Genomic DNA, 24,363 nt, shown 5'->3' on the forward strand with positions numbered 1-24,363 from the left:
CCCAATTATCGCATGCCGGCCCGGCGGCCGCCGGCAAGCATGATGACGCTGATGATGATAAGGCCGGTCATGATCAGGCGAATGCCGGCGCCGACCCCGTAAGTGTTGAGCATGGAGACGACCAGGAACATGAAGAGCGATGCGCCCCAGATGCCTGGCACGTTGGAATCGCCGCCGGCGACCGCCGTGCCGCCGATGACGACGACGGCGATCGACATCAGGAGATATTCCGAGCCCATGTTGAGCGCCGCGCCGCCGGAGAAGCAGGCGAGCAGATAACCCGCGACCGATGCCAGCACGGCGCAGAAGAGGTAGGTGACAAAACGCGTGCCGTCGACCGGAATGCCGGCCATGCGCGCCGCCGGCATGCTCTGGCCGATCGCCGAGATCCACCGCCCGTAAATGGTCTTCTCGAGCAGGAACCAGGCCAGCAGCGAGATCAGGAGCGCGACGATCGCCACATTCGGCACGCCGAGCGTGTTCGAGGTGGTGAATTCGGCCAGCAGGCTCGGGGGCTTGATGCGCAATCCCCGGTTCGTCCAGATCGCGGCGGACTGGACGATGAAGCTCATCGACAGCGTGGCGATAATCGGCGGAATGCGTAGCGCCTTGATGAGCGCATAATTGCCGAGGCCGACGACAAGGCCGATAAGGATGGCGACGAGAAGACCGGGCAGGATCAGGCCGTTTTCGACATTCATCAGCTTCAGCGCCACCGTGCCGGCAAGCGTCATGGTGGCGGGAACCGAGAGATCGATATTGCCGGGGCCGAGCGTGATGACGAACATCTGGCCGATGCCGACGACGACCGAGAAGGCGGCGAAGGTGAGGGCAGCCTGCGACAGGCCGAGCGCGCTCGCCCCGAGCGTCACCATGATCGTCAGAAACCAGACGACAAAGGCGGCAAGCCAGGACCAGATCCAGGGCCTGCCGAAAAGGCGAAGCAGCGGGCTCATCGGCGTTTCTCCCGCTTTTCCAGGCGGTTCAGCATCAGGCGGAGCGCCAGCACGATGATCAGGATCGCCCCCTGGGCTCCGATCTGCCAATCCGGCGAGATGCGCAGGAAGGACAGGAACGAACCGGCGAGCGTCAGCGTCAACGCGCCGATGACGGCGCCGACAGGGGAGACGCGACCGCCGATGAACTCGCCGCCGCCGAGGATGACGCCGGCAATCGACAACAGCGTGTAGCGCAGCGCGATATTGGCATCGGCCGAGGTCGTCAGGCCGACGAGGGCGATGCCGGCGAGCACGGCGAAAAGGCCGGCAAGACCATAGGCGGTGGCGCGCGCCCCGACGATCGACCAGCCGGCGCGCTCGACCGAGCGCTGGTTGCCGCCGATGCCGCGGATCAGCACGCCGAGCGAGGAGCGCATGACGAGGAGATGGGCGACCAAGGCGATGACGATGCTGGCGACGATCGCCATCGGCGCCAGCGGCGGCTTGACGGTCATCAGCCAGCGCACCCAGTCCGGCGCCTGTCCGCCGGGCGCCGGCAGCAGCAGCACGGCAAGGCCACCCCAGACGAAGCTCATGCCGAGGGTCACGACGATGGAGGGCAGATTGCGCAGATGGATGACGACGCCGAGCGCCGCATAGGTGGCGATCGCGCCGGCCAGGATCAGCATGCCGATCATCGGGGCATCCCGTAGAAAGGTGGCGGTGACGCAGGCGACGAAGCTGACGAAGGTGCCCATCGACAGATCGAGATCGTTGACCGCCATGACAAGCATCTGCGCGATCGTCGCGAGCGCGATCGGCACCGCCAGGTTGAATAGCAGATTGAGCCCGACATAACTCATGGCGCGTGGCTGCAGCCAGAAGACGGCGGCGAGCAGCAGGGTCAGCGACAAAGCGGGAATGGCAAGACGCAGGGCGTCGGACGACAGCCGGACCGTCATGCGGCAACCCCTTCGAAAGAGGCGGCGATGATATTCGTCTCGTTGACGGCGTCACCGATAAGTTCGGCCGTGATGCGGCCTTCGCGGAAAACGTAGACGCGGTCGCAGAGGCGCACCTCGTCCATTTCGGTCGAGTACCAGATGAAGGTGCGGCCGTGCGCTGCCTCCTCGCGGATGATGGCGTAGACCTCCTGCTTGGTGCCGACATCGACGCCGCGCATCGGATCGTCCATCAGCACAACAGGTGCGCGCGTCGCAAGGGCGCGGGCAAAGAGCACCTTCTGCTGGTTGCCGCCGGAAAGCGACAGGATGCGGTTGGCCATATCAGGCGTGCGGATCTCGATCCGCCGCTTCCAGTCGGCGCCCTTGGCCTCCTCTTGGCTTGCGAGAAGGAGGCCGCGTCGCGACAGGTCACCGAGCGAGGCGATGGAGAAATTGCGCAGGATGCTCCAAAGTTCGAAGACGCCGTTGAGACGGCGGTCGCCGGCGACGAAGGTGACGAGCGGATCGCGCTCCGGCAGCCAGTTGCCGGACTGGGCGGCATGGAGCGCAAGCAGCAGCTCGGTCTGCCCGTGGCCGGCCAGACCCGCCAGTCCGATGATCTCCCCCTTGCGCGCCGTGAAGGGCAGGCCTTTCGCCTGATGCGACAGAATGAGCGGCGCGGTGGAGAGTTCGCGCGCCGAGCGCTGCCCGGTCTCCTCCTTGGCGACGGTGCCCATGGCTTCCACGAGCCCGTGATGGTCGAAGCCCTGCGCCGGGCGTTCGGCGACGACGCGGCCGTCCTTCATGACAATAATGCGATCGGCGGTTTCGAGGATCTCGTGCAGGATATGTGAGATGAAGATGACGGCGCCGCCCACGGCGATGAAGCGGCGGACATGGTCGAGCATCTGGCGGGCAAGGCTAGCATCGAGCGACGAGGTGGGTTCGTCGAGGATTACCAGCCGCGGCGGCGTGCCGGCGTCGGAAAAAGCCATTGATATCTCGACCATCTGCCGCTCGGCGATCGAAAGGTCGCCGACAGTCCGGCCGCTGTCGATGCCGTGGCCGGGAAAGACGGTGTCGAGGCTCTTCTCGATGATCTCTGCGGCGCGCCTGCGCCACCCGAAACCGCCGAGATGGCGATGCATGATGCGCGTATTCTCGACGATGGAGAGATTGGGGCAGAGCGAAAGCTCCTGGAAGACGCAGCGCACGCCGCGGGCGCGCGCTGCGTTGATGCCATAGCGCTCCAGCCGCTCGCCGTCGCTCGCGACACTTCCTTCATGCGGTGTGAGGCCGCCATTGATGACGCTGACGATGGTGGATTTGCCGGCGCCATTGTGGCCGACGAGGCCGACGCATTCGCCCGGCATGACGCGGAGCGTGACGCCGTCGAGCGCTCTGACCGCGCCGAAGCTCACCTTGGCGCCATCGACGGCGATCACCGCCTTCAAAACCTCATCCATGCTGCCCGCCATGCCTGCTCGCAAAGAATGCCGCACGGCCATTTGCGGCCGCGCGGCACTCGCCGGGAGATTTACTTTGCCTGCTCGATCACCTTAATTGCGTCCGCCTGCGTGTATTCCACATTGGCGACGCCACCGGCCTGGGTATTGGCGAGGTTGGTTTCGAGATTGTCCTGGTCGATGCGCAGGAAAGGCACGACGAGGTCCTTCTTCACCTGCTTGCCGTCGAGGATCTGCTGGGCGACCCAGAAGGCGAGGGTGGAGACGCCGGGCGCGATCGATACGGACATGGTCTCATAGCCCTTGGCTTCCTTCTGCTCCTTCCACCATTTCAGCTCGTCTTCGCGGTTGCCCATGATGATGGTAGGCATCTTCCGGTCGGTCGCGGCAATCGCCTGCGCGGCGCCATAACCGTCGCCGCCCTGCGTCACCACGCCGACGATGTCGGGCAGGCTCGGCAGGATGCCGGCAACCGCCTTCTGCGCCACGTCCTGCGCCCAGTCTCCATGAACGGAGCCGACAATCTTGAACTGCGGGAACTGCTTGACGCCGTCGTGAATGCCGGCCGAGATCTCGTCGTCGACGAAGACACCGGCAAGGCCGCGGATCTCAAGCAGATTGCCGCCGGCCGGAATTTTCTTCGACAGATATTCGACCTCGCTGCGGCCCATTTCCTTGAAGTTGACGGCGATGCGCCAGGCGCAGGGTTCGGTGACGATGCCGTCGAAGGAAACGACGGTGATGCCGGCGTCGCAGGCTTCCTTGACCGCACCATTCAGCGCCGTCGGCGAGGCGGCGTTCAGCACGATGGCGTCGTAGCCCTGCAGGATCATGTTCTGGATCTGCGCGGCCTGTTCCGTCGCCTGATTCTCGGCTGTGGTGAAGGGGTCGGCAGCGGCAACGACGCCGGCCTTAACAGCTTCGCCCGTCACCTTGCCCCAGCTCGTCAGCATGGCCTGGCGCCACGAGTTGCCGGCATAGTTGTTGGAAAGGGCGATTTTCTTGGCCGACGTGTCGGCAAAGGCGGAAACGGGCATCGCGGCGCAAGCAATGGCGGCCGATGCCAGAAGCATCTTGCGGATTGTCATGTCTTCCTCCCTGATGATCGCGCCGGTCGGCGGATCGCTTCACCCTGCCGGCCCAATCGGGGTCCGAGTGAAAATTGTTCTTGCACTGAGCTTCCTCCTCTCAGTAAGGGCAGGATGCGGGAGATCGACCGGCCTGTACAGGGGCAAGGCAGCACGTCGTTTGCGGGTTTTGCGCAACAAGCTGCGGGTTTATGCAAGACGCGGCGCTTCCGCGGGCGCTTACTGCAAGGGATCGCGGCGGGTTGAGGAGCCTGTTGCCGTCTCGGGGAGGAACTACAATGCTGCAACCTGCACCCGCAGCCATGTTCGACCATTATCTCGGCATTTCCCGGCTGCTCGCGGGCCAGCTCGACTTCCGCTCGGCCATCCGCTCCGTCGCGGCCGAGGTCGCCCATATCATCCCGCACGACCACCTCGATGTCTGTGTGCTGCTGGAGGGCGGCAACTACCACACCGCCTACGAGACCGGCATCGAGACCGCCTGGGGCGATCTTGCCGGCGCGCCTGTGGTCAACAGCCCCATCCGCTCGCTGCTGCGGGGCGAGGTGGAGTTTCTGCTGGCCGACGACGCCATGACCGACCCGCGTTTCCACTTCGAGGGCGCATTCAAGCGGCCGATCGTCGAACAGTCGCTGCGCAGCCGCCTGCATGTGCCGATGAAGGTGCAGGGCACGATCATCGCTGCACTCTCCTGTTCGTCGCACCGGGCGGGCGTCTATACGATGGAGGATATCGAACGCGCCCGCATCATCGCCGACCTGCTGACACCCTATTTCTTCGCGCTGCAGGCGGCCGAGCAGGCGCAGCGCTCGGCAATCGTCGAGGCCGAAGCCCGCGCCCGCGAGGAGGGGTTGCGGCAAGGCGCGCTGAAGCTGACCGAAGCGCTAGAGCAGGAACGCCAGCGCATCGGCATGGACCTGCACGACCAGACGCTCGCCGACCTGACGCGGCTTGCCCGCCGGATCGATCGGCTGTCGCGCAACGGCGAGGTGGCGTCCGAGGCGCTGGAGCCGCTCTCCCGTTCGCTGCAGCATTGCATGCAGGATCTGCGGCAGATTATCGAGCAGGCAAAACCCTCCGTGCTTCAGCTCTTCGGCCTCGCCCAGGCGATCGAGCATCATCTCGACCGCTCCACCCGCGACACAGGATCGGCCATAGAATGGGGCCTCGTCGACGAGACGCACGGCGCGCTGGAGCAACTGGAACCGACCGTCAGCGTCGCGCTGTTCCGCATCGCCCAGGAAGCGATCAACAATGCGGTGCGCCATGCCGCGCCGCTCGCCGTCACGGTGCGGCTCGAGGCCGACGACGACCGGCTGTCGATCGAAATCTTTGACGACGGCACTGGGCTCGCCAAGGCGCGGGGACGGATCGGCGGCGGCATCGACAATATGAAGACCCGGGCGCGGCTGATTTCGGCACGCTTTGCGACCGGGCCAGGCCATAACAATCGCGGCACTGTGGTGCGCGTCGTGCTGCCGCTCGGCCCGCACGACCCGGCAAGCGAGCCGAACTGAGGAGATGAGCGCAATGAAGGTTCTGATCGTCGAGGACGACCCGCTGCACCGCTCCTATCTGCATGAGGCTGTCAACGCGGCCCTGCCGGAATGCGACACGGTGATCGAGGCGGAGAACGGGACGGTCGGCGAAAAACTCGCCCGCGACCACAAGTCGGCGCATATCGTCATGGACCTGCAGATGGCCAACCGCAACGGCATCGAGGCGGCGCGCACCATCTGGAAGGAGCGGCCGGAGACCCGCATCCTGTTCTGGTCGAATTATTCGGATGAGGCCTATGTGCGCGGCGTCTCGCGGATCGTGCCGGATGGCGCCGCCTATGGCTACGTGCTGAAATCCGCCTCCGACGAGCGGCTGAGGCTTGCGCTGCGCTCGATCTTCATCGAGAGCCAGTGCGTCATCGACCGCGAGGTGCGGGGCCTGCAGCAGAAGAGCCTCGGCCAGACGAACGGCTTTACCGATTCCGAATACGAGATCCTCGTCGATATCGCGCTCGGCCTCACCGACCGGGCGATTGCCAAACGCCGGGGCCTGTCGCTGCGCAGCGTGCAGAACCGCCTGCAGCAGCTCTACGACAAGCTCGATGTCTACCAGAGCGCCGGCGACGACCACGAGGACGGCCGCTTCAATCTCCGCGCCCGCGCCGTCACCGTCGCTTTCCTGCGCAAGCTCCTGAACTACAGCGCTCTGGAGCGGGCTGAAGCCGAGCTCCAGGAGTGGCTTGAGGGACGGTAGTTTCCGGACTTGCGTAGAATGACTGGGGATCAGAGACGTGGGCGCGGCCGCCTGCCTTTCACGGAGCATGAGCCAGAGCGATCGCATCGGCGGCTTCCTCGCAGCGATCGCTGAGCGTGCTGGTGGCCACTCGAATATGACTGCTTGGCAGGACGGAGAATTTATTGCCCGGATTGACGGCGATATTGCGTGCGGCGAGCGTCACCATCGCGAATGGTTCGGAGACGACGGGCACCCACAGGCACAGGCCCTGGCCTGGTGGTATCGCTATTCCCCGTTCACCGAGCGCATCGGCAAGAGCGTCGCGTCTCTGCTGATAGATCTCGCGCGCCTCGCCGATACGCTGCCAGGTTGCCGGATCGCGCAATAGCCAGGCAGCGGCACCCTGCAGGATGCGGCTGCTCCAGCCGGCGCTGAAAGAACGGTAGGACTGGATCTGGTCGACGATCGGCGCGGAACTCGACAGGACCGCGAGACGCAGATCCGGGCCGAGGCTTTTCGAGAGTGAGAGGATATGGATCGTCCGCTCCGCAAATCGGCCGCCGAGCGACTGCGGAGGTGCCGCCGACACGTCGCCGACGCCATCGTCCTCGATGACAAGCGTATCGCTGTCTTCCAGCACATCTCCGAGCTGATCGAGGCGGGATGAACTGACCGTAACGCCGGTCACGGAATGCAGCCGCGGCTGGAACAGAAAAGCCGCCGGACGTTGCCGCAATGCTTCGCGCAGCGAATCCGGCAGGGGGCCTTCGCCGTCGCAGGCGACAGGGATGATTTTCACGCCGAGATCTTCCAGAATATCGAGCAGTCGCATGGCGGTCGGATGTTCGATCGCGACCGACGAGCCCGAGGAGACCAGCGCATGCAATATCGTATAGACGGCGTTGTAACCGCCATTGGTGGCCAGAAAGGCTTCCGCCTCATAGGGCCATCGCTCTGAAACGGCGTCCTTCAACTCAGGGACGATCCGGCTGCGCTCATAGCTGTTGAGATCATCGACGGAGGCGCCATAGGCCATTGCTTCGGCCAGGCGAGGAAGAAGTACTGCATCCGGCCCGGCTAAGGTAAGGTCGAGCACACCTTCCCTATAGTTTCCCGAGCTGGCGAGGCGTTCCGGCTTGGCGACAAAGCGGTCGCCGCTGACCCAGGTGCCGTTGCGTCCCCGGCCGCTGATGATCTTCTGCCGCCGCAACTCGCCCCATGCTTGGGAGATCGTTGCCGGGCTGACACGCAATTCGTAGGCGATATCGCGGATCGCCGGCAGGCGCGTGCCGACCGGCAGGGCACCGGCGCGGATCAGCGCACCCGTTTCGAGGGCGATCCCCCGGATGCTGCAATCGGCTATTTTTTCGGCAAACCAGGAGGCTTCGACGGTGTCGCCCATTTTTCTCTCACTTTAAATGTTCAATAACGTAATAACATTTGTACTCGTTATTTTGAACATTTAATTTGCCCCTCGTCGAGCCATTTCAGTGAGTTTTTTGCATGCCTGTAACGCTTCGCATCGCCCTCAGAGACTGGGATTACATGACACCGCTTGTGCTCGGTGATGTCAGTTCTTCCCGTCTCGCCATCAAAGTGGATCGTGTGGGCACGCTGGTCTCCAGCCTCGCCGATGACACGGCGCATGACGCCGCGGAGATGTCCTTCAGCCGCTATTCGCAGATGCGTCATGACGGCGATGATCGGGTTCTGGGCATGCCGAACTTCATCATGCGCGGCTTCCGCCATCGCTGCATCATCACCACCAAGGATAGTCCGATCCGCACGCTGTCCGATCTGGCCGGCAAGAAGATCGGCGTGACCGGCTGGCGCGATTCCGGAAATACCTGGACCCGTGCCGCGTTGCGCCGAGAGGGCGTCGGCGTCGAGGACGCCATGTGGTATGCCGGGCGCCTGACGGAAGCTCATCCGATCGCCGACCGGCTCGATGGTTTTGGACGGCCCGGCCGCATCGAGGCAGCTCCCGGCGAGCGTCCGATGGTCGATCTTTTGCTGGATGGCGGGCTCGACGCCGCGTGCACGCCTTTCATGCCAAAGGGTTTCTTCGATCAGGAATCGCCCTTGCGCCAGGTGCTGGATGATTTCCGCGCCGCTGAAGTCACCTACTTCCACGAGGTCGGCTATATCCCGGGCATGCATCTGATCGGCTTCAAGGCTGATATCGTCCAGGAGCATCCCTGGATCATGGATGAACTCAGCGAACTGATCGACGAGTCCCAGCGTCTGTGGCTGGAAAAGCGTGAGAAATACGCCGACACCACGCCCTGGATGATCGACGAACTGCGCCGCTGCGCGGCCGACCTGCCGCCGACCTGGAGGGCCAGCGGGCTTGTCGAGAACGAGGCAATGATCTCCGACTTTGCCGAGGAACTTTACGAACAGAAGATCATGCCGCGCCGTTTGACACCTGCCGATCTGTTTCCATGGCACGCCAAGGCCCGGTGAACGAAGCCAACGAAACTCCTCACAGTCGTTGAATTACCATTTTCGCAAACCAAAAAAAGGGGAATGACATGCATTCGAAACTGATCGCTTCCGCCGTCCTGCTGGGTCTGATGATGACGACTTCGGTCTTCGCCGAGGAGGCGGCCGTACCAAAACAGACCGTCAACGACGCGCTTCGCGCCCGCCTGCCGGAGAAGATCCGCACGGACGGCAAGATGATCTCCGTCAACAACGGTTCCTTTCCTCCCTATGAGATCGTCACCGGCACGAAACTGACCGGCGCCAGCGCCGATCTGACCGATGCGATCGGCCAGATGCTCGGCGTCACGATCGAGCACGAAACCGTCAGCGGACTGACCGCATTGCTCGCCGGCATCAATTCCGGCCGATACCAGTTCGCCTTCGGCCCGATCGGCGACTTCAAGAGCCGTGAAGAGGCCAATGACTTCGTCGACTGGGTTCAGGAATACGTGGTCTTCTCCGTCCAGAAGGGCAATCCGAAGGCCATCGCTTCGCTCGACAGCGCCTGCGGCAATCGCATTGCAGTCATGGCCGGCGGCTCCGCCGAAAAGGTGATCCAAGCCCAGGTCGAAAAGTGCAAGGCGGCCGGCAAGTCCGCGCCCGAAGTGCAGTCCTACACCGACCAGCCGAGCTCGATCCTGGCGGTCCGCTCCAAACGCGCCGATGCCTTCTTCTCCTCGCAGGCGCCGCTGACCTATTTCGTGTCTCAGGCAAACGGCCAGTTGGAACTGAGCGGCGTCGGCCAGAAGAATGGCTTCGACGATCTCTATCAAGGGGCCGTGGTACCGAAAGGCTCGCCGCTCGGTCCCATTCTGCTCGACTCGGTCAAGGCGTTAATGGATAACGGCACCTATGCCGCCATCATGAAGAAGTGGGGTCTTGAGAACAACATGATCAAGCAGCCCGGCCTCAATCTTGGTGGAGCCCTGCCGAAATGAGCAACGATCACACGACTGTTGCACCGCCTTTGGGCGGTGCAGACTTCCGGGACGTTGCCCATGCCCACAAGCCCTTTCAAACGGGCCGGCTCGTCCTCTGGGTGGCCGTGCTCCTCATTGCCGCCAACTTCCTGTGGATCGTCGCTCATAACGAGAATTTCGGCTGGCCTGTCGTCGCGGCCTATTTCTTCGATCCGACGGTCATCAACGGCCTTTACGTCAGCCTAGGCCTGACTGTGGTCGCGATGGCCATCGGCATCGTTCTCGGCCTCGGACTGGCGATCGCCCGGCTGTCGAATGACCGGCTCGCCCGTTCACTGGCATCGCTGTTCATCTGGTTCTTTCGCGGCACGCCGCTCCTGGTGCAGCTGATCTTCTGGTACAATCTCTCGACCCTTTTTCCCGAACTTTCGATCGCCATTCCGTTCGGCCCGGCGCTCGCGAGCTGGGAGACCAATTCGGTGATCACGCCGATGACGGCGGCGATCGTTGGCCTTGCCTTGAACGAAGCGGCCTACATGGCCGAGATCATCCGCGGCGGCCTGCTCTCGGTCGATCGCGGCCAGTTCGAGACGGCGGAAGCCTTCGGCATGACTAAGGCGAGGGCGCTATGGCGGATCATCATTCCTCAGGCGATGCGCTCGATCGTGCCCCCGACGGGCAACCAGCTGATCAGCATGATCAAGGCGACGTCGCTCGTCAGCGTCATCGCCATGGCCGATCTGCTCTATTCCGTCCAGTCGATCTACAATCGCACCTTCGAGATCGTGCCGATGCTGCTTGTCGCGGTCCTCTGGTACCTCTTCATCACCTCGATCCTCAATCTCGGCCAGAGCTATATCGAGGCCTATTACGGCCGCAGCGAACGGCGCAACAATACCGCCACTGTCAAATCCGAGACACTTGTCGAGGAGGCAAGCCATTGACCGCCGCCGAGATTCCAAAGCCTCTCGTTAGAGCCCGCAACGTCCACAAGTCCTTCGATCAGCTCAAAGTGCTGAAGGGGATTGATCTCGACGTCATGCCGGGGGAAGTCGTCGTGGTGCTTGGCCCGTCCGGCTCGGGAAAATCGACCTTCCTGCGCTGCATCAACCATCTCGAAGCGATCAACAAAGGGTTCATCGAAGTTGATGGTGAACAGATCGGCTACCGCCTGCGCAAGGACCGGCTGGAAAAGCTGTCCAGCAACAGGATCGCTCATCAGCGGCGAAAGATCGGCATGGTATTCCAGCAGTTCAATCTCTATCCGCACATGACGGTGCTGCAAAACATCATCGAGGCCCCGGTCGGCGTGCACGGAGAAAGTCGCAAGGCCGCAACCGAGAACGCCATGCGGCTTTTGGAGCGGGTCGGCCTGTCGGAAAAGGCGGGTAGCTATCCCCGCCAGCTCTCCGGCGGTCAGCAGCAGCGCGTCGCCATCGCCCGCGCCCTTGCGATCAAGCCGAAACTGATGCTGTTCGATGAACCCACCTCTGCACTCGACCCCGAACTCGTCGGCGAAGTCCTGTCCACCATGCGCGATCTCGCCAAACAGGGCCTGACCATGATCGTCGTTACCCACGAGATCGGTTTCGCCCGTGAGGCTGCCGATCGGGTGGTGTTCATGGACGGCGGCAATGTCGTCGAGATGGGCAAGCCCGAGGATGTTATCGGCAATCCGCAACATCCCCGGACCCAGGCGTTCCTCGCCCGTTTTCTCTGAACAATGTCAATCGGTTGCTTCGGCCATGGGCCGAAGCAATGGTTCTTTCGAACAATACTGGATGTTTTCATGCCCACGCTCGACAATGCCTATGCCCGCCTTTCCGACTTCGAAGCCATGGAGGCGGAGCTGAAGGCGACCCGCCAGTACCTGCATGCCCATCCGGAACTCTCCTTCGAGGAGGCGGAGACGGCACGTTATGTCGCGGAAAAGCTGGAAGGCTGGGGATATGACGTGACCCGCAATGTCGGCGGTCACGGCGTTGTCGCGCGGCTCAGCGCAGGCAAGGGCAGCAAGGGCATTGCCATCCGCGCCGATATGGATGCGCTGCCGATCGTCGAGGAAACCGGGCTTGCCTATGCCAGCCGCACGCCCGGCAAGATGCACGCCTGCGGCCATGATGGCCACACGACCGTGCTGCTCGGTGCCGCCGAATACCTCGCTCGCACCCGCCGTTTCAACGGCACGGTGACGCTGATCTTCCAACCGGCGGAAGAGGCAGGTAGGAATAGCGGTGCCCAGGCAATGATCGCCGACGGCCTGTTCGAGCGCTTTCCATTCGACGCGATCTTTGGCCTGCATAATCACCCCGGCGCTCCCGAAGGCACCATTCTGCTGCGACCCGGCCCGATGATGGCGGCGTCCGATACCGTCGAGATTACCATCAAGGGCAAGGGCGGCCATGCCTCGCGGCCGCACCTGACCATCGATCCCGTGGTCGTGGCGTGCAACCTCGTCGTCTCGCTGCAGACGATCATCTCGCGCAACCTCGACCCGACCCAGACGGCGGTCATCACCGTCGGCACGATCCATGCCGGCGATGCCGTCAACGTCATTCCGGAATATGCCAAGCTCGCCTTGAGCGTGCGCTCCTTCGAGCCCCGCATCCGCGATCTCTTGCAAGAACGCATCACCAAGCTGACCCGCGCGGTGGCCGAGGGTCACGACGCTTCGATCGAGATCGACTATGACCGCGGCAATCCCGTCGTCGTCAACTCTCCTGCCGAGACGGATTTTGCCCGCATCGTCGCGGCAGAACTCATCGGCGAAGACAAGGTGGCGACGTGCCCGCTCATTCCCGGCAGCGAGGATTTTTCATACTTTCTCGAGCACAAGCCGGGCAGCTTCCTGCGTCTTGGCAACGGCATGAATTCCGCCATCCTGCATAGCCCCAAATATGACTTCGCCGATGCCAGCCTGACAGTCGGTGTGGCAATGTGGGCAAGGCTGGCGGAACGCTACCTCCAGGACGATGCCTGAGGTTGCGGACGTCCGGCTTTCGCTGCGCACCACAATTGGTGCCTGCACTTTCTTGTGGCGCAAAAGGATTTCGCAGTCCGATCGCGCGCAGCTGACTGAGCGTGGAAAGCCGCACGGCTCTTCCGACGATGTTTCGATGATCCTCTGGTAGACGAGGAACAGCTCACTTCTGTCGAGTGCGTACCGCAGATCGTGTTCGAGCTGCCGCCTGGCCTTCCGACAGTTCGCCGAAATGGTTCGCAAAGGTCGGCTGAATCGTAAAGAAGGTGGTTCGGCGTTAGCGCCACAAGTTCCATAAGACAGATTACGCCACATTACAATTTTAGGTTGATTAATAGTGACATTTACTCTTCTTAGCCTCAGCCCAATCAACGGCCGGTACGAGCCCTGAAATCCGGCTTTCAAAGACCGTTTGGTGATCGCAGCTCGTAGAGCACGTGATGGCGCAACGGGTGCCCCTCGGCGAAATTGGGATGATTGAATTCACCGACCCAGCTCATTCCCAGCCGTCTCATCAAACCCCAGGAATTGCTGTTTGCCGGCACCGTGAAGCTGAAGATTCGATCAAGCTTCAGATCGTTGAAGGCAAAATCGAGGGAGCATTCCGCGGCCTCACGCGCATAGCCGGCGCCGTGCCGGGAGGCTGAAAGCCGCCAGCCGATTTCGACGGCCGGCGCGAACGGCAAAGCCTGCGAAACATTGTTGAGGCCGCACATGCCGATCAACCCGCCGCTTGCCTTTTCCTCCAGCGCCCACAGCCCCCAGCCATGATCCGCGAAGTGGCGGTCGATGCGGTCGAGCATCGCATCCGACTGTTTGTCGGTCAGAGGATTGAGATATCGGACGACGGCGGGCTCGGCGTTGATCGCAGCGAAGGGTTTGCGATCCTGCTGCCGCCAGGGTCTCAAAATCGGGCGTTCGCTTTCGAGCCTCATCATCCCCTCGCGATAGCGCCTACCAGAGCGTCATGTGACGGTTAACGTCCTTGTAGAGCAGGTAGCGGAACCGGCCGGGGCCGCCGGCATAACAGGCCTGCGGGCAGAAGGAGCGCAGCCACATGAAATCGCCGGCCTCGACCTCGACCCAATCCTGGTTCAGGCGATAGACCGCCTTGCCCTCCAGCACATAGAGACCATGCTCCATGACATGGGTTTCCATAAAGGGGATGACGGCACCCGGCGCCAGGGTAACGATATTGACATGCATGTCGTAGCGCACGTCGGCCGGATCGATGAAGCGGGTCGTGCCCCAGCGGCCGTCGGTGTCAGGCATGGCGCGGATCGGATGATCGTCCTCATGCGTGACGATCGCCGGCGGCGGCTCCAGCCCGTCGACCTCCTGAAACGCCTTGCGGATCCAGTGGAAGATCGCCGCGGCCGAACCATCGTTTTTCAGCCGCCAGGCCGAACCCGCCGGAATATAGACGAAGGAGCCGGCGCGCAGCGCGTGGCTGACGCCTTCGAGCTCCACCGTCATGCCGCCTTCGACGACGAACAGCACTGCTTCGGCCCGCTTGTCGGGCTCCGGCCGGTCGCTTCCGCCGCCCGGCTGAACCTCCATCACATATTGCGAAAAGGTCTCGGAGAAACCGGAGAGCGGCCGGGAGAGCACCCATGCCCGCGTTCCCGCCCAATGCGGAAGGACACTGCTGACGATATCGGTCATGACGCCGCGCGGGATGACCGCATAAGCCGTGGTGAAAACGGCCTTGCCGGAAAGCAGCTGGGTCTGCGGCGGCAAACCGCCGAGCTTCGAAAAATAATCTGTCTTGTTCATTGGTGCGGCTTTCCAAGCATTTGCCTATGTATCTGCTTTATGCGCCGACGGTCCGTTAGGCAACTCCCAATGGGCCAAGCCAAACCTACCGATCGGCCATCACCAAATGACCCGGCCCGACTTCGCGATAGAAGGTGGCCGGAGGCCGATAATCGACCGGGCGCATCGGGCTCTTGATCTCGTCATTCGCCACCATCCGCTTTTCGTGGCGACGGTCGGGATCGGGCACCGGCACGGCGGCGATGAGTTTCTTCGTATAGGAATGCTGCGGATTTTCGAAGACGGCGGCGCGCGGGCCGATCTCGACGATCTCGCCGAGATACATCACCGCCACGCGGTGGCTGACACGCTCGACCACCGCCATATCGTGCGAGATGAACAGGAAGGCGAGGTTGAGGCTCTGCTGCAGGTCGAGCATCAGATTGATGACCTGCGCCTTGATCGAAACGTCGAGCGCCGAGACGCTTTCATCGGCGACGATGACCTTCGGCTGCAAGGCGAGCGCCCGGGCGATGCAGATACGCTGGCGCTGGCCGCCGGAAAATTCATGCGGATAACGCGCCGCCATATCCGGGGACAGGCCGACCTTTACAAGCAGGTCGGCGACCACGTCTTTTGCCTGTTTCGCATTGCCCATCCTGTGTTCGAGATAGGGTTCGGCGATTGCCGCACCCACCGTCATGCGCGGATTGAGGCTGGCGAAAGGATCTTGGAAAATCATCTGCACGGATTTGCGCATCTCGCGCAGATCCCTCCTGTCGAGGCCGAGCACCTCCCTGCCCTCGACGAGAACGGAACCGGCCTGCGGCTCGATGAGGCGCATGATGGCGCGCCCCGTCGTCGATTTGCCGCAGCCGGATTCACCGACCAGCGACAGCGTCTCGCCGGCATGCAGATCGAAGGAGACGTTTTCGACCGCATGCACCCGGCTGGTCAGCCGGCCGAACAGGCCGGTATGAATGTCGAAGCGCTTGGTGAGGTTCTTCACCTGCAACACCGGCGTCGCCGCCACCGTATCGGCAGCCTCAGTGGGTACGTCGGATTCGCCGGTCGCCGTATTGACCACCGGAAAACGCAGCGGCCTTTGCCGGCCCTGCATGGAGCCGAGCACCGGCACGGCCGAGAGCAGCGCTCTCGTGTAGGGATGCCTGCCGCGGTGGAAGATATCGGCGGTGATGCCGCTTTCGACCTGTTGGCCGCGATACATCACCACCGTCCGGTCGGCGATTTCGGCAACGACGCCCATGTCATGGGTGATGAACAGAACCGAGGTCCCCTCCTCCTCCTGCAGCATCTTGATGAGATCGAGGATCTGGCCCTGGATCGTCACATCGAGTGCCGTCGTCGGCTCGTCGGCGATCAACAGCTTCGGCCGGCTGGCGAGCGCCATGGCGATCATCACCCGCTGGCGCATGCCGCCGGAGAAACGATGCGGATATTCGCCGAAGCGCGAGGCGGCCGAGGGGATGCGGACCTTTTCCAGCAGTCTTATCGTCTCGGCTTTGGCGTCCGCCTTGCTCATATCGGAATGGCAGAGCAGCGCCTCGGAAATCTGGTCGCCGATGGTGAAGAGCGGATTGAGCGATGTCATCGGCTCCTGGAAGATCATCGCCACCTCGTTGCCGCGCACCTGCCGCATGGCATCTTCCGGCAGGGCCAGGAGGTCGCGCCCGCCGAGCATGACGCGGCCCTCGACATGGCTCGTTTCCGCCTGCAGCAGCCGCATGATCGAGAGCGAGGTGACGCTCTTGCCCGAGCCGGATTCGCCGACGATCGCCACCGTTTCACCAGGTGCGACGGTGAAGGAGACGTCGCGCACAACCGGTTTCCAGGCGCCGTCCACCAGAAAGGACGTCGTCAGCCTGTCGACGGAAAGAACGTCTGCCGACTCGATCGGTTGCGCTTGGACCTTGGCCATATCGACTCCTCTTCGGCTCAATCCGGCCAGCGCAGCACACCGTCGAAACGGTGCCGGCTGCGGTTCTCGATCGGCGTTGCGATGATCTCGTTGGAGGCGCGCGCCTTGTCGAGTTCTTCTGCCAGACGTTCGGCGACGATCGTCTCCTGACCGGGATGCAGGTTGCACGGGTCGAGATAGAAATAGCGGTGCTCCACCTCGTGATCGCGCACGATGATCGGCGGGGTGCCCCTCGCCAGCGCATCGGCCAGATCCCAGGCGGTGATATGGGCCTGCTCGGGGTCGACGATCAGCCGCAGCCGATCGAGCGGATTGTTGGTCGGGTCTGGCTCGATCAGCGCGGTGAGACCGGGACGGCCGTCGAGCGTGCGTTTCCACAGGTTGAGATAACCGGTCTCGCGTTCGCGGATGCCGGCATGGTCGCGGCTTTCCCAGGCTTCGAGTGCCGCCATGACGCCGAAAATGCTCTCCTTGCCGACCTTCATGCCGCGGCCGATGCCCATATTCTGCAGGAAGGCGTGGCGCACCAGTTCCTTCCGGCCGGCAACGATGCCCGAGGTCGGGCCGCCGAGGAATTTGTGGCCGGAGTAAAGGGCGATATCGGCGCCCTGCTCCAGGAAAACCCTGAGATCATATTCCGAGGCCGCATCGACGATGACCGGCACCCCCCTGGCATGGGCGATCTCGACAAATTCCTTCAGGTTGAGCAGGCCGTAATCGACGACATGGTGGGAGACGACATAGACGGCGGCTGCGGTCTTGTCGGTGATGGCGTTTTCCATGTGAAAGCGATGCGTCGAGGTCGCCTGCCCCACAAGCACGACCTTACCGCCGGCGAGCCGGATCGCCTGGTCGACGGGAGCGCCATAGCTCACCACATGGCCCATCTGCACCAGCACTTCGTTCTTCTCGGAGGTGACATCCGGCAGCTTCTCGATCGCCAGCAGATTGTCGCCTGTGATGGCGCCGGCAACGGCGAGCGAGATGCCGGCCGAGCAGGAGGCGGTGACGAAGCCCGCCTCGCCGCCGGTCAGCCGGCCGATGACGGTGCTGGCCTTGCGCTGCAGGTCATTGATCTCGACGAAATGCGGCAGGATCGACGCCATCGCCTCGATCGCCTGCGGCACGACGATCGAAGCGCCGAGGCTGGTCATCGTGCCCGACACGTTGATGACGGGGCGAAGGCCGAGCGAAGGTCTGATATCATTAGGCATGAAGGTCTCCAGAATTCCGGGGCGAGTAGCGGGATAAGATGGAACGCTGCGCCCAATATGAAAGTTCTCGTCAGCCGTGCAAGGCGACGATCGCCTCGATCTCGACGGTGATGTTGCCGGGCAGCGAGCCGAAGCCGACGGCCGAGCGGGCATGTTCGCCGGCCGGCCCGAAGACCTCGATCAAGAGATCCGAGCAGCCGTTGATGACGCTCGGATGATCCTCGAACTCGGGCACGGCGTTGACCATGCCGAGCAGCTTGACCACCCGCTTGACGCGGGAGAGATCGCCGAGCGCATCCTGCATGACGGCAAGCAGATTGATGCCGGTCAGCCGCGCATGGTCATAGGCCGCCTCGACACCGACATCGGCGCCGACCTTGCCGGCATGCAGGAAGCCGTCGGCCTCGCGCGGTCCCTGGCCGGAGAGATAGAGCATATTGCCCTCCAGCACATGCGTCACGAAATTGGCGATCGGCGGCGGTGGCGGCGGCAGCGTTATGCCGAGCGCGGCAAGCCGTTCGTAAGGCGAGTTCTCGACCTTGCCGGCGGCGGTGGGAAACTGATTCACGCAAACTCCTGTCATGCAATTTTCGATTTGGCGAATTTGGATTAAGCCGACCGAGGGGTCGGCGGATTTAAAGATCTTTGCGAAGTCTCGGGTCCAGCATGTCCCTGAGGCCATCGCCGACCATCTGCAGCGACAGCACCGAAAGGATGATGGCGACGCCGGGAAACAGCGTCATCCAGTCGGCCTGGCCGATATATTGCCGGCCGGCGGCGATCATCGTTCCCCAGGTCGGGATCTCAGGGCTGACGCCGAGGCCGAGGAAGGACAGACCGGCTTCGGCGAGCATCGCGCTGGCAAAGAGGAACGTCGCCTGCACCAGGATCGGCGACAGCAGATTGCGCAGCACATGCCGCGTCATGATGTGGAAGGTCGAAATCCCGAGCGCCCTCGCCGCCTCGACATAGGGCAGCTCGCGAATGACCAGCGTCGACGCGCGGACGATGCGGGCAAGGCGCGGCGCATAGACGATCGACAGCGCGATGATGACCGTGGTCAGCGAGGGACCGAGGGCGGCGACCAGCGCGATCGCCAGCAGAATATCCGGGAATGCCATCATCGCATCGATCAGCCGGGCGATCGGCGTATCGAGCTTCTGGAAGAAACCAGCGAGCAGGCCGAGCGTCACGCCGATCACCGCCGAAAGCGTCACGACGGCAGCACCAACGAGCAGCGACAGGCGCGCGGCGAAGATGGTGCGCGAGAAGACGTCGCGGCCGAATTCATCCGTGCCGAAGAAGAACATGCCGCTCGGCGGCTTCAGCCGGTTGACGATGGAGAGCTTCGACGGTGAATAGGGCGCGACGACCGGCGCAAACACCGCCAGCAGCACGAAGATCGTCAGGATCAGCAGACCAAAGGCCACCGTTCTGCGCTTGAGCAGGCGGCGGACGAATTTGCCGCCCTCGCTTTCGGTTGGCTTGATCGCGATATCGGCCATCAGTAGCGCACCCTCGGATCGACCAGCAGATACAGCATGTCGATCGCAAAATTGATCAGCACGTAGAGGGCGGCGATAACCAGCAGCGCGCCCTGGATGACGGGGTAGTCGCGGCGCAGCACCGCCGAGACGACGAGATTGCCGACACCCGGCAGGCCGAAGACGGTTTCGGTGACGACAGCGCCCGAAATCAGCACTGCCGCCGTTAGGCCGATCACCGTCAGGATCGGGATCAGCGCGTTTTTCAGCGCATGTTTGAGGATCACCTTGCGCTCGATCAGCCCCTTGGCGCGCGCCGTGCGGATATAATCATCGCCGAGCACGTCGAGCATCGAGGCGCGGGTGAAACGCAGGATCAGCGCCGAGGAGACGATGCCGAGCGCAAAGGCCGGCAGCGTCAGGTGATACATCCGCTCGAAGAAGGTCGAGCCGGGGCCGCCATAACCCGAGACCGGGAAGAGGTTGAGCCGGACGGCGAAGAACTGCATCAGGATGAGGCCGAGCCAGAAGCTTGGAATACTGGCGGCAAACATTGCAAGCGTCGTTGCCGCCTGGTCGACGATGGAGCCGCGGCGATAGGCGGCGTAAATGCCGATCGGCAGAGCGATAATGCTGGCGATGGCGAGCGAGAACAGCGTCAGGAAGAAGGTCGGTTCGGCGCGGTCGAGCAAGGCCGAGGTGACAGGCATGTTGAGGAAGATCGACTGGCCGAGATCACCCTTCAGCAACTGGCCGAGATAATAGAGATATTGCAGGCCGAGCGACTGATCGAGGCCGAGCCGGGACCTGAGGTCGGCAATATCCTGCGGCGTCGCATCCGGCCCGAGCATGACGGCAGCCGGATCTCCAGGCGTCACGCGCACGATGACGAAGACGATCGTGACGACGAGAAACATCACGACGATCATGCCGAACAGGCGCTGGAGGATGTAGCGTATCATCCGCACCTTGCTCCTATCGTTGATGCATGGAACACCGTCGCGGACCCCGCCCTCCCTCTTCCCTCATTCCTGTGCTCGTCACAGGAATCCAGCGCGCCCAAGTCCTTGGGCGCAAAAGAAGCTTCCGCTGGATAAGGGTCATTCACGGCGCAGACGCGCCGTGGCTGGTTTCCTGTGACGAGCACAGGAATGAGGGAGAGGGAGGTGGCCAACGAACACTCCATCACTTCTTGATCGAAGCATTCCAGAAATACGGCCACGGCGCCGGATCGACACCGTCGAGCTTGACCGACTTCGCCGAGACGGCGTTGAAGTCGCCGATCTTCATGAAGGGCGCGTCTGTATAAACGGCCTTCTGGACATCCGCCCAGAGCGCCACGCGCTTCTTCGGGTCGACCTCCGAGGTGAAGGCATCGACGGCGGCCTTGCGGGCCGGCGTGTCCCACCAGCCCGGCGAGCTGGTCGAGAGCGAGCCGATGAGGGCCGGCTCCGGCAGGAAGGGGCTATGGGTGATGTAGATATCCCAGAGCTTCGGATCGGTGCGGCGCTGCGTCAGCGTCGCCCAGTCCACCACCTGCATATCGATGGTGAAGCCGGCAAGCTTCAGATATTCGGCGGCGACCTGCGCCATCTTGTAATGGAATTCATACTGGCGGCTGGTCAGGATGCGGATCGGCTCGCCGTTGTAGCCGGCCTTTTTGGCGGCAGCCGCCGCCCCTTCCGGATCGGCGACGTTATAGGCGCCCTCGACGCCGGCATCGGTATTCCAGGCAAAGGTTTTCGGATAGATGGCGCCATCGAGCGCGTAAAAATCCGTGCTGCCGAAAGCGGCGGCCAGCATGTCTTCCATGCTGAGCGCCTGGCGGATCGCCTTGCGAACCTCGACATTCCCAGCAACACCTTCCTTGGTGTTGAAGACGAAGACCGGATAACCGAAGGGCTTCAGCATGACCGGCTGCGAGGCGGTCGAAGCCTTCAGCTTGTCGTAGGATTCGACCGCGATCGAGTCGACATAATCATATTGGCCGGAGATTGCTGCTTCGACGCGGGTATTCGGATCCGGCACCGGCACAAAGCGGATTTCATCGAGATATTGGTGGCGGGCGCCGCCATAACCGTTGCTGTCGCCTTCGCGAGACTTGTAGCCGTCGAAGCGGACGAGCTGGATATACTGGTCGGCCTTGCGCTCCTTGAGCATATAGGGACCGGTGCCGATGAATTCCTTCATCGGCTCGTCCTGCTTTTCGGCAGGGATGATGATCGCGGCCGAATTGTTGAAGGCAAGCAGCGAGGTCAGCGGCGCATAGGGCTGCTTCAGCGTGATAGTGACGGTCGCCGGATCGACGGCCGTGACCTTGTCGATGAAGCCGGCCACCTGCTTGCCCCGCGAGGCAATCTTCATCCAGCGGCCAAGCGAGGCGACGACATCTTCCGAGGTCATATCGCTATTGTCGTGGAACTTGATGCCAGTCCTGAGCTTGATCGTATAGGTTTTGCCATCGGCGCTGATCTCAGGCAGGCTTTCGGCCAGAAGCGGCGTGACGTTCCAGCTCTTGTCGAAAGTGTAAAGCGTTTCGAAAATATGCTGCGTGACGATGCCGACGAGATCGGCCGTCGACGACATCGGATCGAGCGTCGGCGGCTCGCCGATCGTCGCGACGTTGATGACGCCGCCCTTTTCTTGGGCAAGCAGCGTCGAAGGCAGGGCGACGAGCGCAGTGCCGAGAAGGAATGCGACCAATGTTTTCATCTAAGGGCTCCCGTTTAGTTCCACAATTATGTAATTCATCTTTTTGTAACAGAATAGGAGCTGGATCGATCCTGTCAAGCATCAGTGACGGATTATGCAGCCGCGGATAGCGCGACATCGAAAAAACACCATCTTCAGATGCGCCTGCGCCCCTCTGCACTGGGGCTGCGTGATATGCCAAGGTCGGGCGATCGCCCTGCGGCCAGGCTTCACGGAACGGGAGAACAGGATGAGCATCGATTTCACCGGCGGAAAATGGCTGAACGAGCCGGCAAACTGGCAGGCGGACGAAGCCGCCCTCACCCTGACGACCGATGAGAAAACCGATTTCTGGCGGCAAACCCATTACGGCTTCACCCGGGACAGCGGCCATTTCCTCGCCTTTCCCACGGCCGACGGCTTCACCGCGCAGATCCGCGTCCAGGGCGAATTCCGCACGCTCTACGACCAGGCCGGCCTGATGGTGCGTATCGACGAAAAACGCTGGGTGAAAACAGGCGTCGAGTTCACCGACTGCGAACCCTTCCTCAGCACCGTCGTCACCGACGGCAGATCCGACTGGTCGGTGGCGCAGCCCTTCAAGAAGCTGGAGGACTTCCGCATCCGCGTCACTCTCGCCAACGGCGCGATGCGTATCCAGGCGTCGCGTGATGGCAGCTTCTGGCCGCTGCTGCGGTTAGCGCCCTTCCCCGTAGCCGAGCACTACGAGGTCGGGCCGGCTGCCTGCACGCCGGAGCGCAGTGGATTGAGGGTGCGGTTTTCGGAGTTTTCGATTGGGGCGGCGATTACGACGGATCTGCATGATTTGAGTTAGGGAATGGGCGATGCTTACGCCACATCCAGCTGACATCAACGGCGCGAAGGCCGCACAGTTTCGCGATATACTTTGAAAATCGGCCATCCTCCCCGGCATGATTTCTACCGGGGAGGTTTTATTGGGCTCACGCGAACAGGAAGTCGAACGAGTCTAGGCTTGATACGGCCACGTTCTTCAACGTTATGGTGTTGTCGATATCGGCTGTAACGATTGTATCGCTGCCAGACTGACTGGATGCAGCAAGAAGCGACGCCCAATCGGCGAAAATGCTGTGATCGATCCGGATCGTGTCATGCGCCGTGCCGATTGCCATGAAGTCTATGATCGTATCGTGACCCCAGTTCGGCGAATAAACGAAGAAATCAGCTGCCTCCCCGCCAATGAGAATATCGTTGCCGGCGCCACCGGTCAGCGTGTTGGTCCCACTACCGCCGAGAATGAGGTTATCCAGCGAATTTCCTGTTCCGCTGAAATCAGACGTTCCGGCATAGGTGAGGTTCTCGACATCGCTGCCAAGCGTATAACTCGCCAGCGTCGTGCGAACCGTGTCGCTTCCTGCATCGGCGTTCTCGGTGACGCTGTCGGCGGCATTGTCGACGATGTAGGTGTCGTCACCCGCACCGCCGATCAAGCTATCGGCGCCAGCGCCACCGTCCAGTATGTCGTTGCCGGCGCCGCCGGTGATGGTGTTGGCGAGCGCATTGCCGGTGCCGGTGAAGTTGGCGGATCCCGTATAGGTCAGATTCTCGACATTGTCGCCGAGCGTATAGCCCGCAAGCGCCGTGCGGATTTCGTCGGTGCCGGCGCTGACCGCCTCGGTGACGACGTCGCTCGTACTGTCGACCACATAGATGTCGTTGCCAGCCCCGCCGATCAGTATGTCATTGCCGGCGCCGCCGTCCAGAAGATCATTGCCGGCACCGCCGGTGATCATGTTGGTAAGCGCATTGCCGGTGCCGGTGAAGCTGGCGGATCCCGTATAGGTCAGGTTCTCGACATTGTTGCCGAGCGTATAGCTTGAAAGCGTCGTATTGATCAGATCGCTGCCTGCATTCAGCCCTTCGATGACCGCGTCGGAAAGATCATCGACAATATAGGTATCGTTGCCCGCTCCGCCGATCAGTATGTCTGCTCCTGCCTTTCCGTCCAAGGTGTCGGCACCTGCCCCCCCGGTCAGGATGTTGTTCAGCGCATTGCCTGTTCCGGTAAAGGCTGCCGTTCCCACATAGGTGAGGTTCTCGACATCGCTGCCAAGCGTATAGCTTGCCAGTATCGTGCGAACTGTGTCTATCCCCGCGGCGACGGCTTCGGTGACGCTGTCGCCGGCATCGTCGACGATGTAGGTGTCGCTGCCCGCACCGCCGATCAAGCTATCAGCGCCTGC

At 62.4% G+C, this 24,363-nt stretch carries 22 protein-coding genes; 8 read left to right on the forward strand and 14 right to left on the reverse strand.

What is annotated here, in order from left to right; all coding sequences use genetic code 11:
• Positions 1-5 precede the first annotated feature (5 nt).
• The 4 genes from CO667_RS02350 to CO667_RS02365 all read right to left on the reverse strand — a co-directional run bounded on the left by CO667_RS02350 (position 6) and on the right by CO667_RS02365 (position 4,436).
• A complete protein-coding gene (locus CO667_RS02350) occupies positions 6-956 on the reverse strand; it encodes an ABC transporter permease (RefSeq protein WP_097616845.1) in 951 nt (316 codons plus the stop codon).
• The gene (locus CO667_RS02355) at positions 953-1,900 is read right to left on the reverse strand and encodes an ABC transporter permease (protein WP_097616846.1); all 948 of its coding nucleotides are present in this window, start codon (positions 1,898-1,900) and stop codon (positions 953-955) included. Before CO667_RS02355 ends, CO667_RS02350 begins: the two co-directional genes overlap by 4 nt.
• A complete protein-coding gene (locus CO667_RS02360; RefSeq protein WP_097616907.1) occupies positions 1,897-3,348 on the reverse strand; it encodes a sugar ABC transporter ATP-binding protein in 1,452 nt (483 codons plus the stop codon). Before CO667_RS02360 ends, CO667_RS02355 begins: the two co-directional genes overlap by 4 nt.
• Before the next feature lie 71 nt (positions 3,349-3,419).
• Positions 3,420-4,436, reverse strand: coding sequence for an ABC transporter substrate-binding protein (locus CO667_RS02365; protein ID WP_097616847.1), 1,017 nt, complete (start codon positions 4,434-4,436; stop codon positions 3,420-3,422).
• Between the two features lie 278 nt (positions 4,437-4,714).
• Between CO667_RS02365 and CO667_RS02370 the strand changes: the two genes are divergently transcribed.
• Both CO667_RS02370 and CO667_RS02375 read left to right on the forward strand, forming a co-directional pair.
• Positions 4,715-5,953, forward strand: coding sequence for a sensor histidine kinase (locus tag CO667_RS02370; protein WP_097616848.1), 1,239 nt, complete (start codon positions 4,715-4,717; stop codon positions 5,951-5,953).
• A gap of 13 nt (positions 5,954-5,966) precedes the next feature.
• Positions 5,967-6,689, forward strand: a complete 723-nt coding sequence (locus CO667_RS02375; protein WP_097616849.1) for a response regulator transcription factor — start codon at positions 5,967-5,969, stop codon at positions 6,687-6,689.
• Positions 6,690-6,747: 58 nt separating this feature from the next.
• Here the strand turns inward: CO667_RS02375 and CO667_RS02380 are convergent, their stop codons facing one another.
• Positions 6,748-8,073: a PLP-dependent aminotransferase family protein gene (locus tag CO667_RS02380; protein WP_097616850.1), complete on the reverse strand. Its 1,326-nt coding sequence runs from the start codon at positions 8,071-8,073 to the stop codon at positions 6,748-6,750.
• A gap of 101 nt (positions 8,074-8,174) precedes the next feature.
• On the opposite strand from CO667_RS02380, the gene CO667_RS02385 reads away from it, so the two are divergent.
• From CO667_RS02385 to CO667_RS02405, 5 genes are all read left to right on the forward strand, one after another.
• Positions 8,175-9,137 (forward strand): ABC transporter substrate-binding protein, encoded by a 963-nt coding sequence (locus tag CO667_RS02385; protein ID WP_097616851.1) that lies wholly within the window; start codon positions 8,175-8,177, stop codon positions 9,135-9,137.
• Positions 9,138-9,205: 68 nt separating this feature from the next.
• The gene (locus CO667_RS02390; protein ID WP_097616852.1) at positions 9,206-10,096 is read left to right on the forward strand and encodes an ABC transporter substrate-binding protein; all 891 of its coding nucleotides are present in this window, start codon (positions 9,206-9,208) and stop codon (positions 10,094-10,096) included.
• Positions 10,093-11,022 carry an amino acid ABC transporter permease gene (locus CO667_RS02395; protein ID WP_097616853.1) on the forward strand — a complete coding sequence of 310 codons (930 nt, stop codon included), beginning with the start codon at positions 10,093-10,095 and terminating at the stop codon, positions 11,020-11,022. Before CO667_RS02390 ends, CO667_RS02395 begins: the two co-directional genes overlap by 4 nt.
• Positions 11,019-11,798 carry an amino acid ABC transporter ATP-binding protein gene (locus CO667_RS02400; RefSeq protein WP_097616854.1) on the forward strand — a complete coding sequence of 260 codons (780 nt, stop codon included), beginning with the start codon at positions 11,019-11,021 and terminating at the stop codon, positions 11,796-11,798. Before CO667_RS02395 ends, CO667_RS02400 begins: the two co-directional genes overlap by 4 nt.
• A 69-nt stretch (positions 11,799-11,867) precedes the next feature.
• Positions 11,868-13,058, forward strand: coding sequence for a M20 aminoacylase family protein (locus CO667_RS02405; RefSeq protein ID WP_097616855.1), 1,191 nt, complete (start codon positions 11,868-11,870; stop codon positions 13,056-13,058).
• 401 nt (positions 13,059-13,459) lie between these two features.
• On the opposite strand, the gene CO667_RS02410 is transcribed toward CO667_RS02405, so the two are convergent.
• From CO667_RS02410 to CO667_RS02450, 8 genes are all read right to left on the reverse strand, one after another.
• Positions 13,460-13,993: a GNAT family N-acetyltransferase gene (locus CO667_RS02410; protein ID WP_097616856.1), complete on the reverse strand. Its 534-nt coding sequence runs from the start codon at positions 13,991-13,993 to the stop codon at positions 13,460-13,462.
• 19 nt (positions 13,994-14,012) lie between these two features.
• Positions 14,013-14,834, reverse strand: coding sequence for a bifunctional allantoicase/(S)-ureidoglycine aminohydrolase (locus CO667_RS02415; RefSeq protein ID WP_097616857.1), 822 nt, complete (start codon positions 14,832-14,834; stop codon positions 14,013-14,015).
• 85 nt (positions 14,835-14,919) lie between these two features.
• Complete coding sequence (locus tag CO667_RS02420; RefSeq protein ID WP_097616858.1) at positions 14,920-16,752, reverse strand: ABC transporter ATP-binding protein; 1,833 nt, start codon at positions 16,750-16,752, stop codon at positions 14,920-14,922.
• A gap of 17 nt (positions 16,753-16,769) precedes the next feature.
• Positions 16,770-17,966, reverse strand: a complete 1,197-nt coding sequence (locus CO667_RS02425) for an aminotransferase class V-fold PLP-dependent enzyme (RefSeq protein ID WP_097616859.1) — start codon at positions 17,964-17,966, stop codon at positions 16,770-16,772.
• Positions 17,967-18,036: 70 nt separating this feature from the next.
• Positions 18,037-18,549, reverse strand: a complete 513-nt coding sequence (locus CO667_RS02430) for a RidA family protein (protein WP_097616860.1) — start codon at positions 18,547-18,549, stop codon at positions 18,037-18,039.
• Positions 18,550-18,601: 52 nt separating this feature from the next.
• Positions 18,602-19,471, reverse strand: coding sequence for an ABC transporter permease (locus CO667_RS02435; protein WP_097616861.1), 870 nt, complete (start codon positions 19,469-19,471; stop codon positions 18,602-18,604).
• Positions 19,471-20,412, reverse strand: coding sequence for an ABC transporter permease (locus CO667_RS02440; RefSeq protein WP_179874043.1), 942 nt, complete (start codon positions 20,410-20,412; stop codon positions 19,471-19,473). Before CO667_RS02440 ends, CO667_RS02435 begins: the two co-directional genes overlap by 1 nt.
• A gap of 223 nt (positions 20,413-20,635) precedes the next feature.
• The gene (locus tag CO667_RS02450) at positions 20,636-22,162 is read right to left on the reverse strand and encodes an ABC transporter substrate-binding protein (RefSeq protein ID WP_097616863.1); all 1,527 of its coding nucleotides are present in this window, start codon (positions 22,160-22,162) and stop codon (positions 20,636-20,638) included.
• A gap of 229 nt (positions 22,163-22,391) precedes the next feature.
• Here CO667_RS02450 and CO667_RS02455 point away from each other — a divergent pair, with 229 nt between their 5' ends.
• On the forward strand, positions 22,392-22,976 hold the full coding sequence (locus CO667_RS02455) for a DUF1349 domain-containing protein (RefSeq protein ID WP_097616864.1): 585 nt from the start codon (positions 22,392-22,394) through the stop codon (positions 22,974-22,976).
• A gap of 127 nt (positions 22,977-23,103) precedes the next feature.
• Here the strand turns inward: CO667_RS02455 and CO667_RS02460 are convergent.
• Positions 23,104-24,363: calcium-binding protein (locus CO667_RS02460; RefSeq protein WP_143540688.1), on the reverse strand; the 1,260-nt coding region annotated here is incomplete at its 5' end.

This window comes from Rhizobium sp. L43 (assembly GCF_002531725.1).
Classification (GTDB): Bacteria; Pseudomonadota; Alphaproteobacteria; order Rhizobiales; family Rhizobiaceae; genus Rhizobium.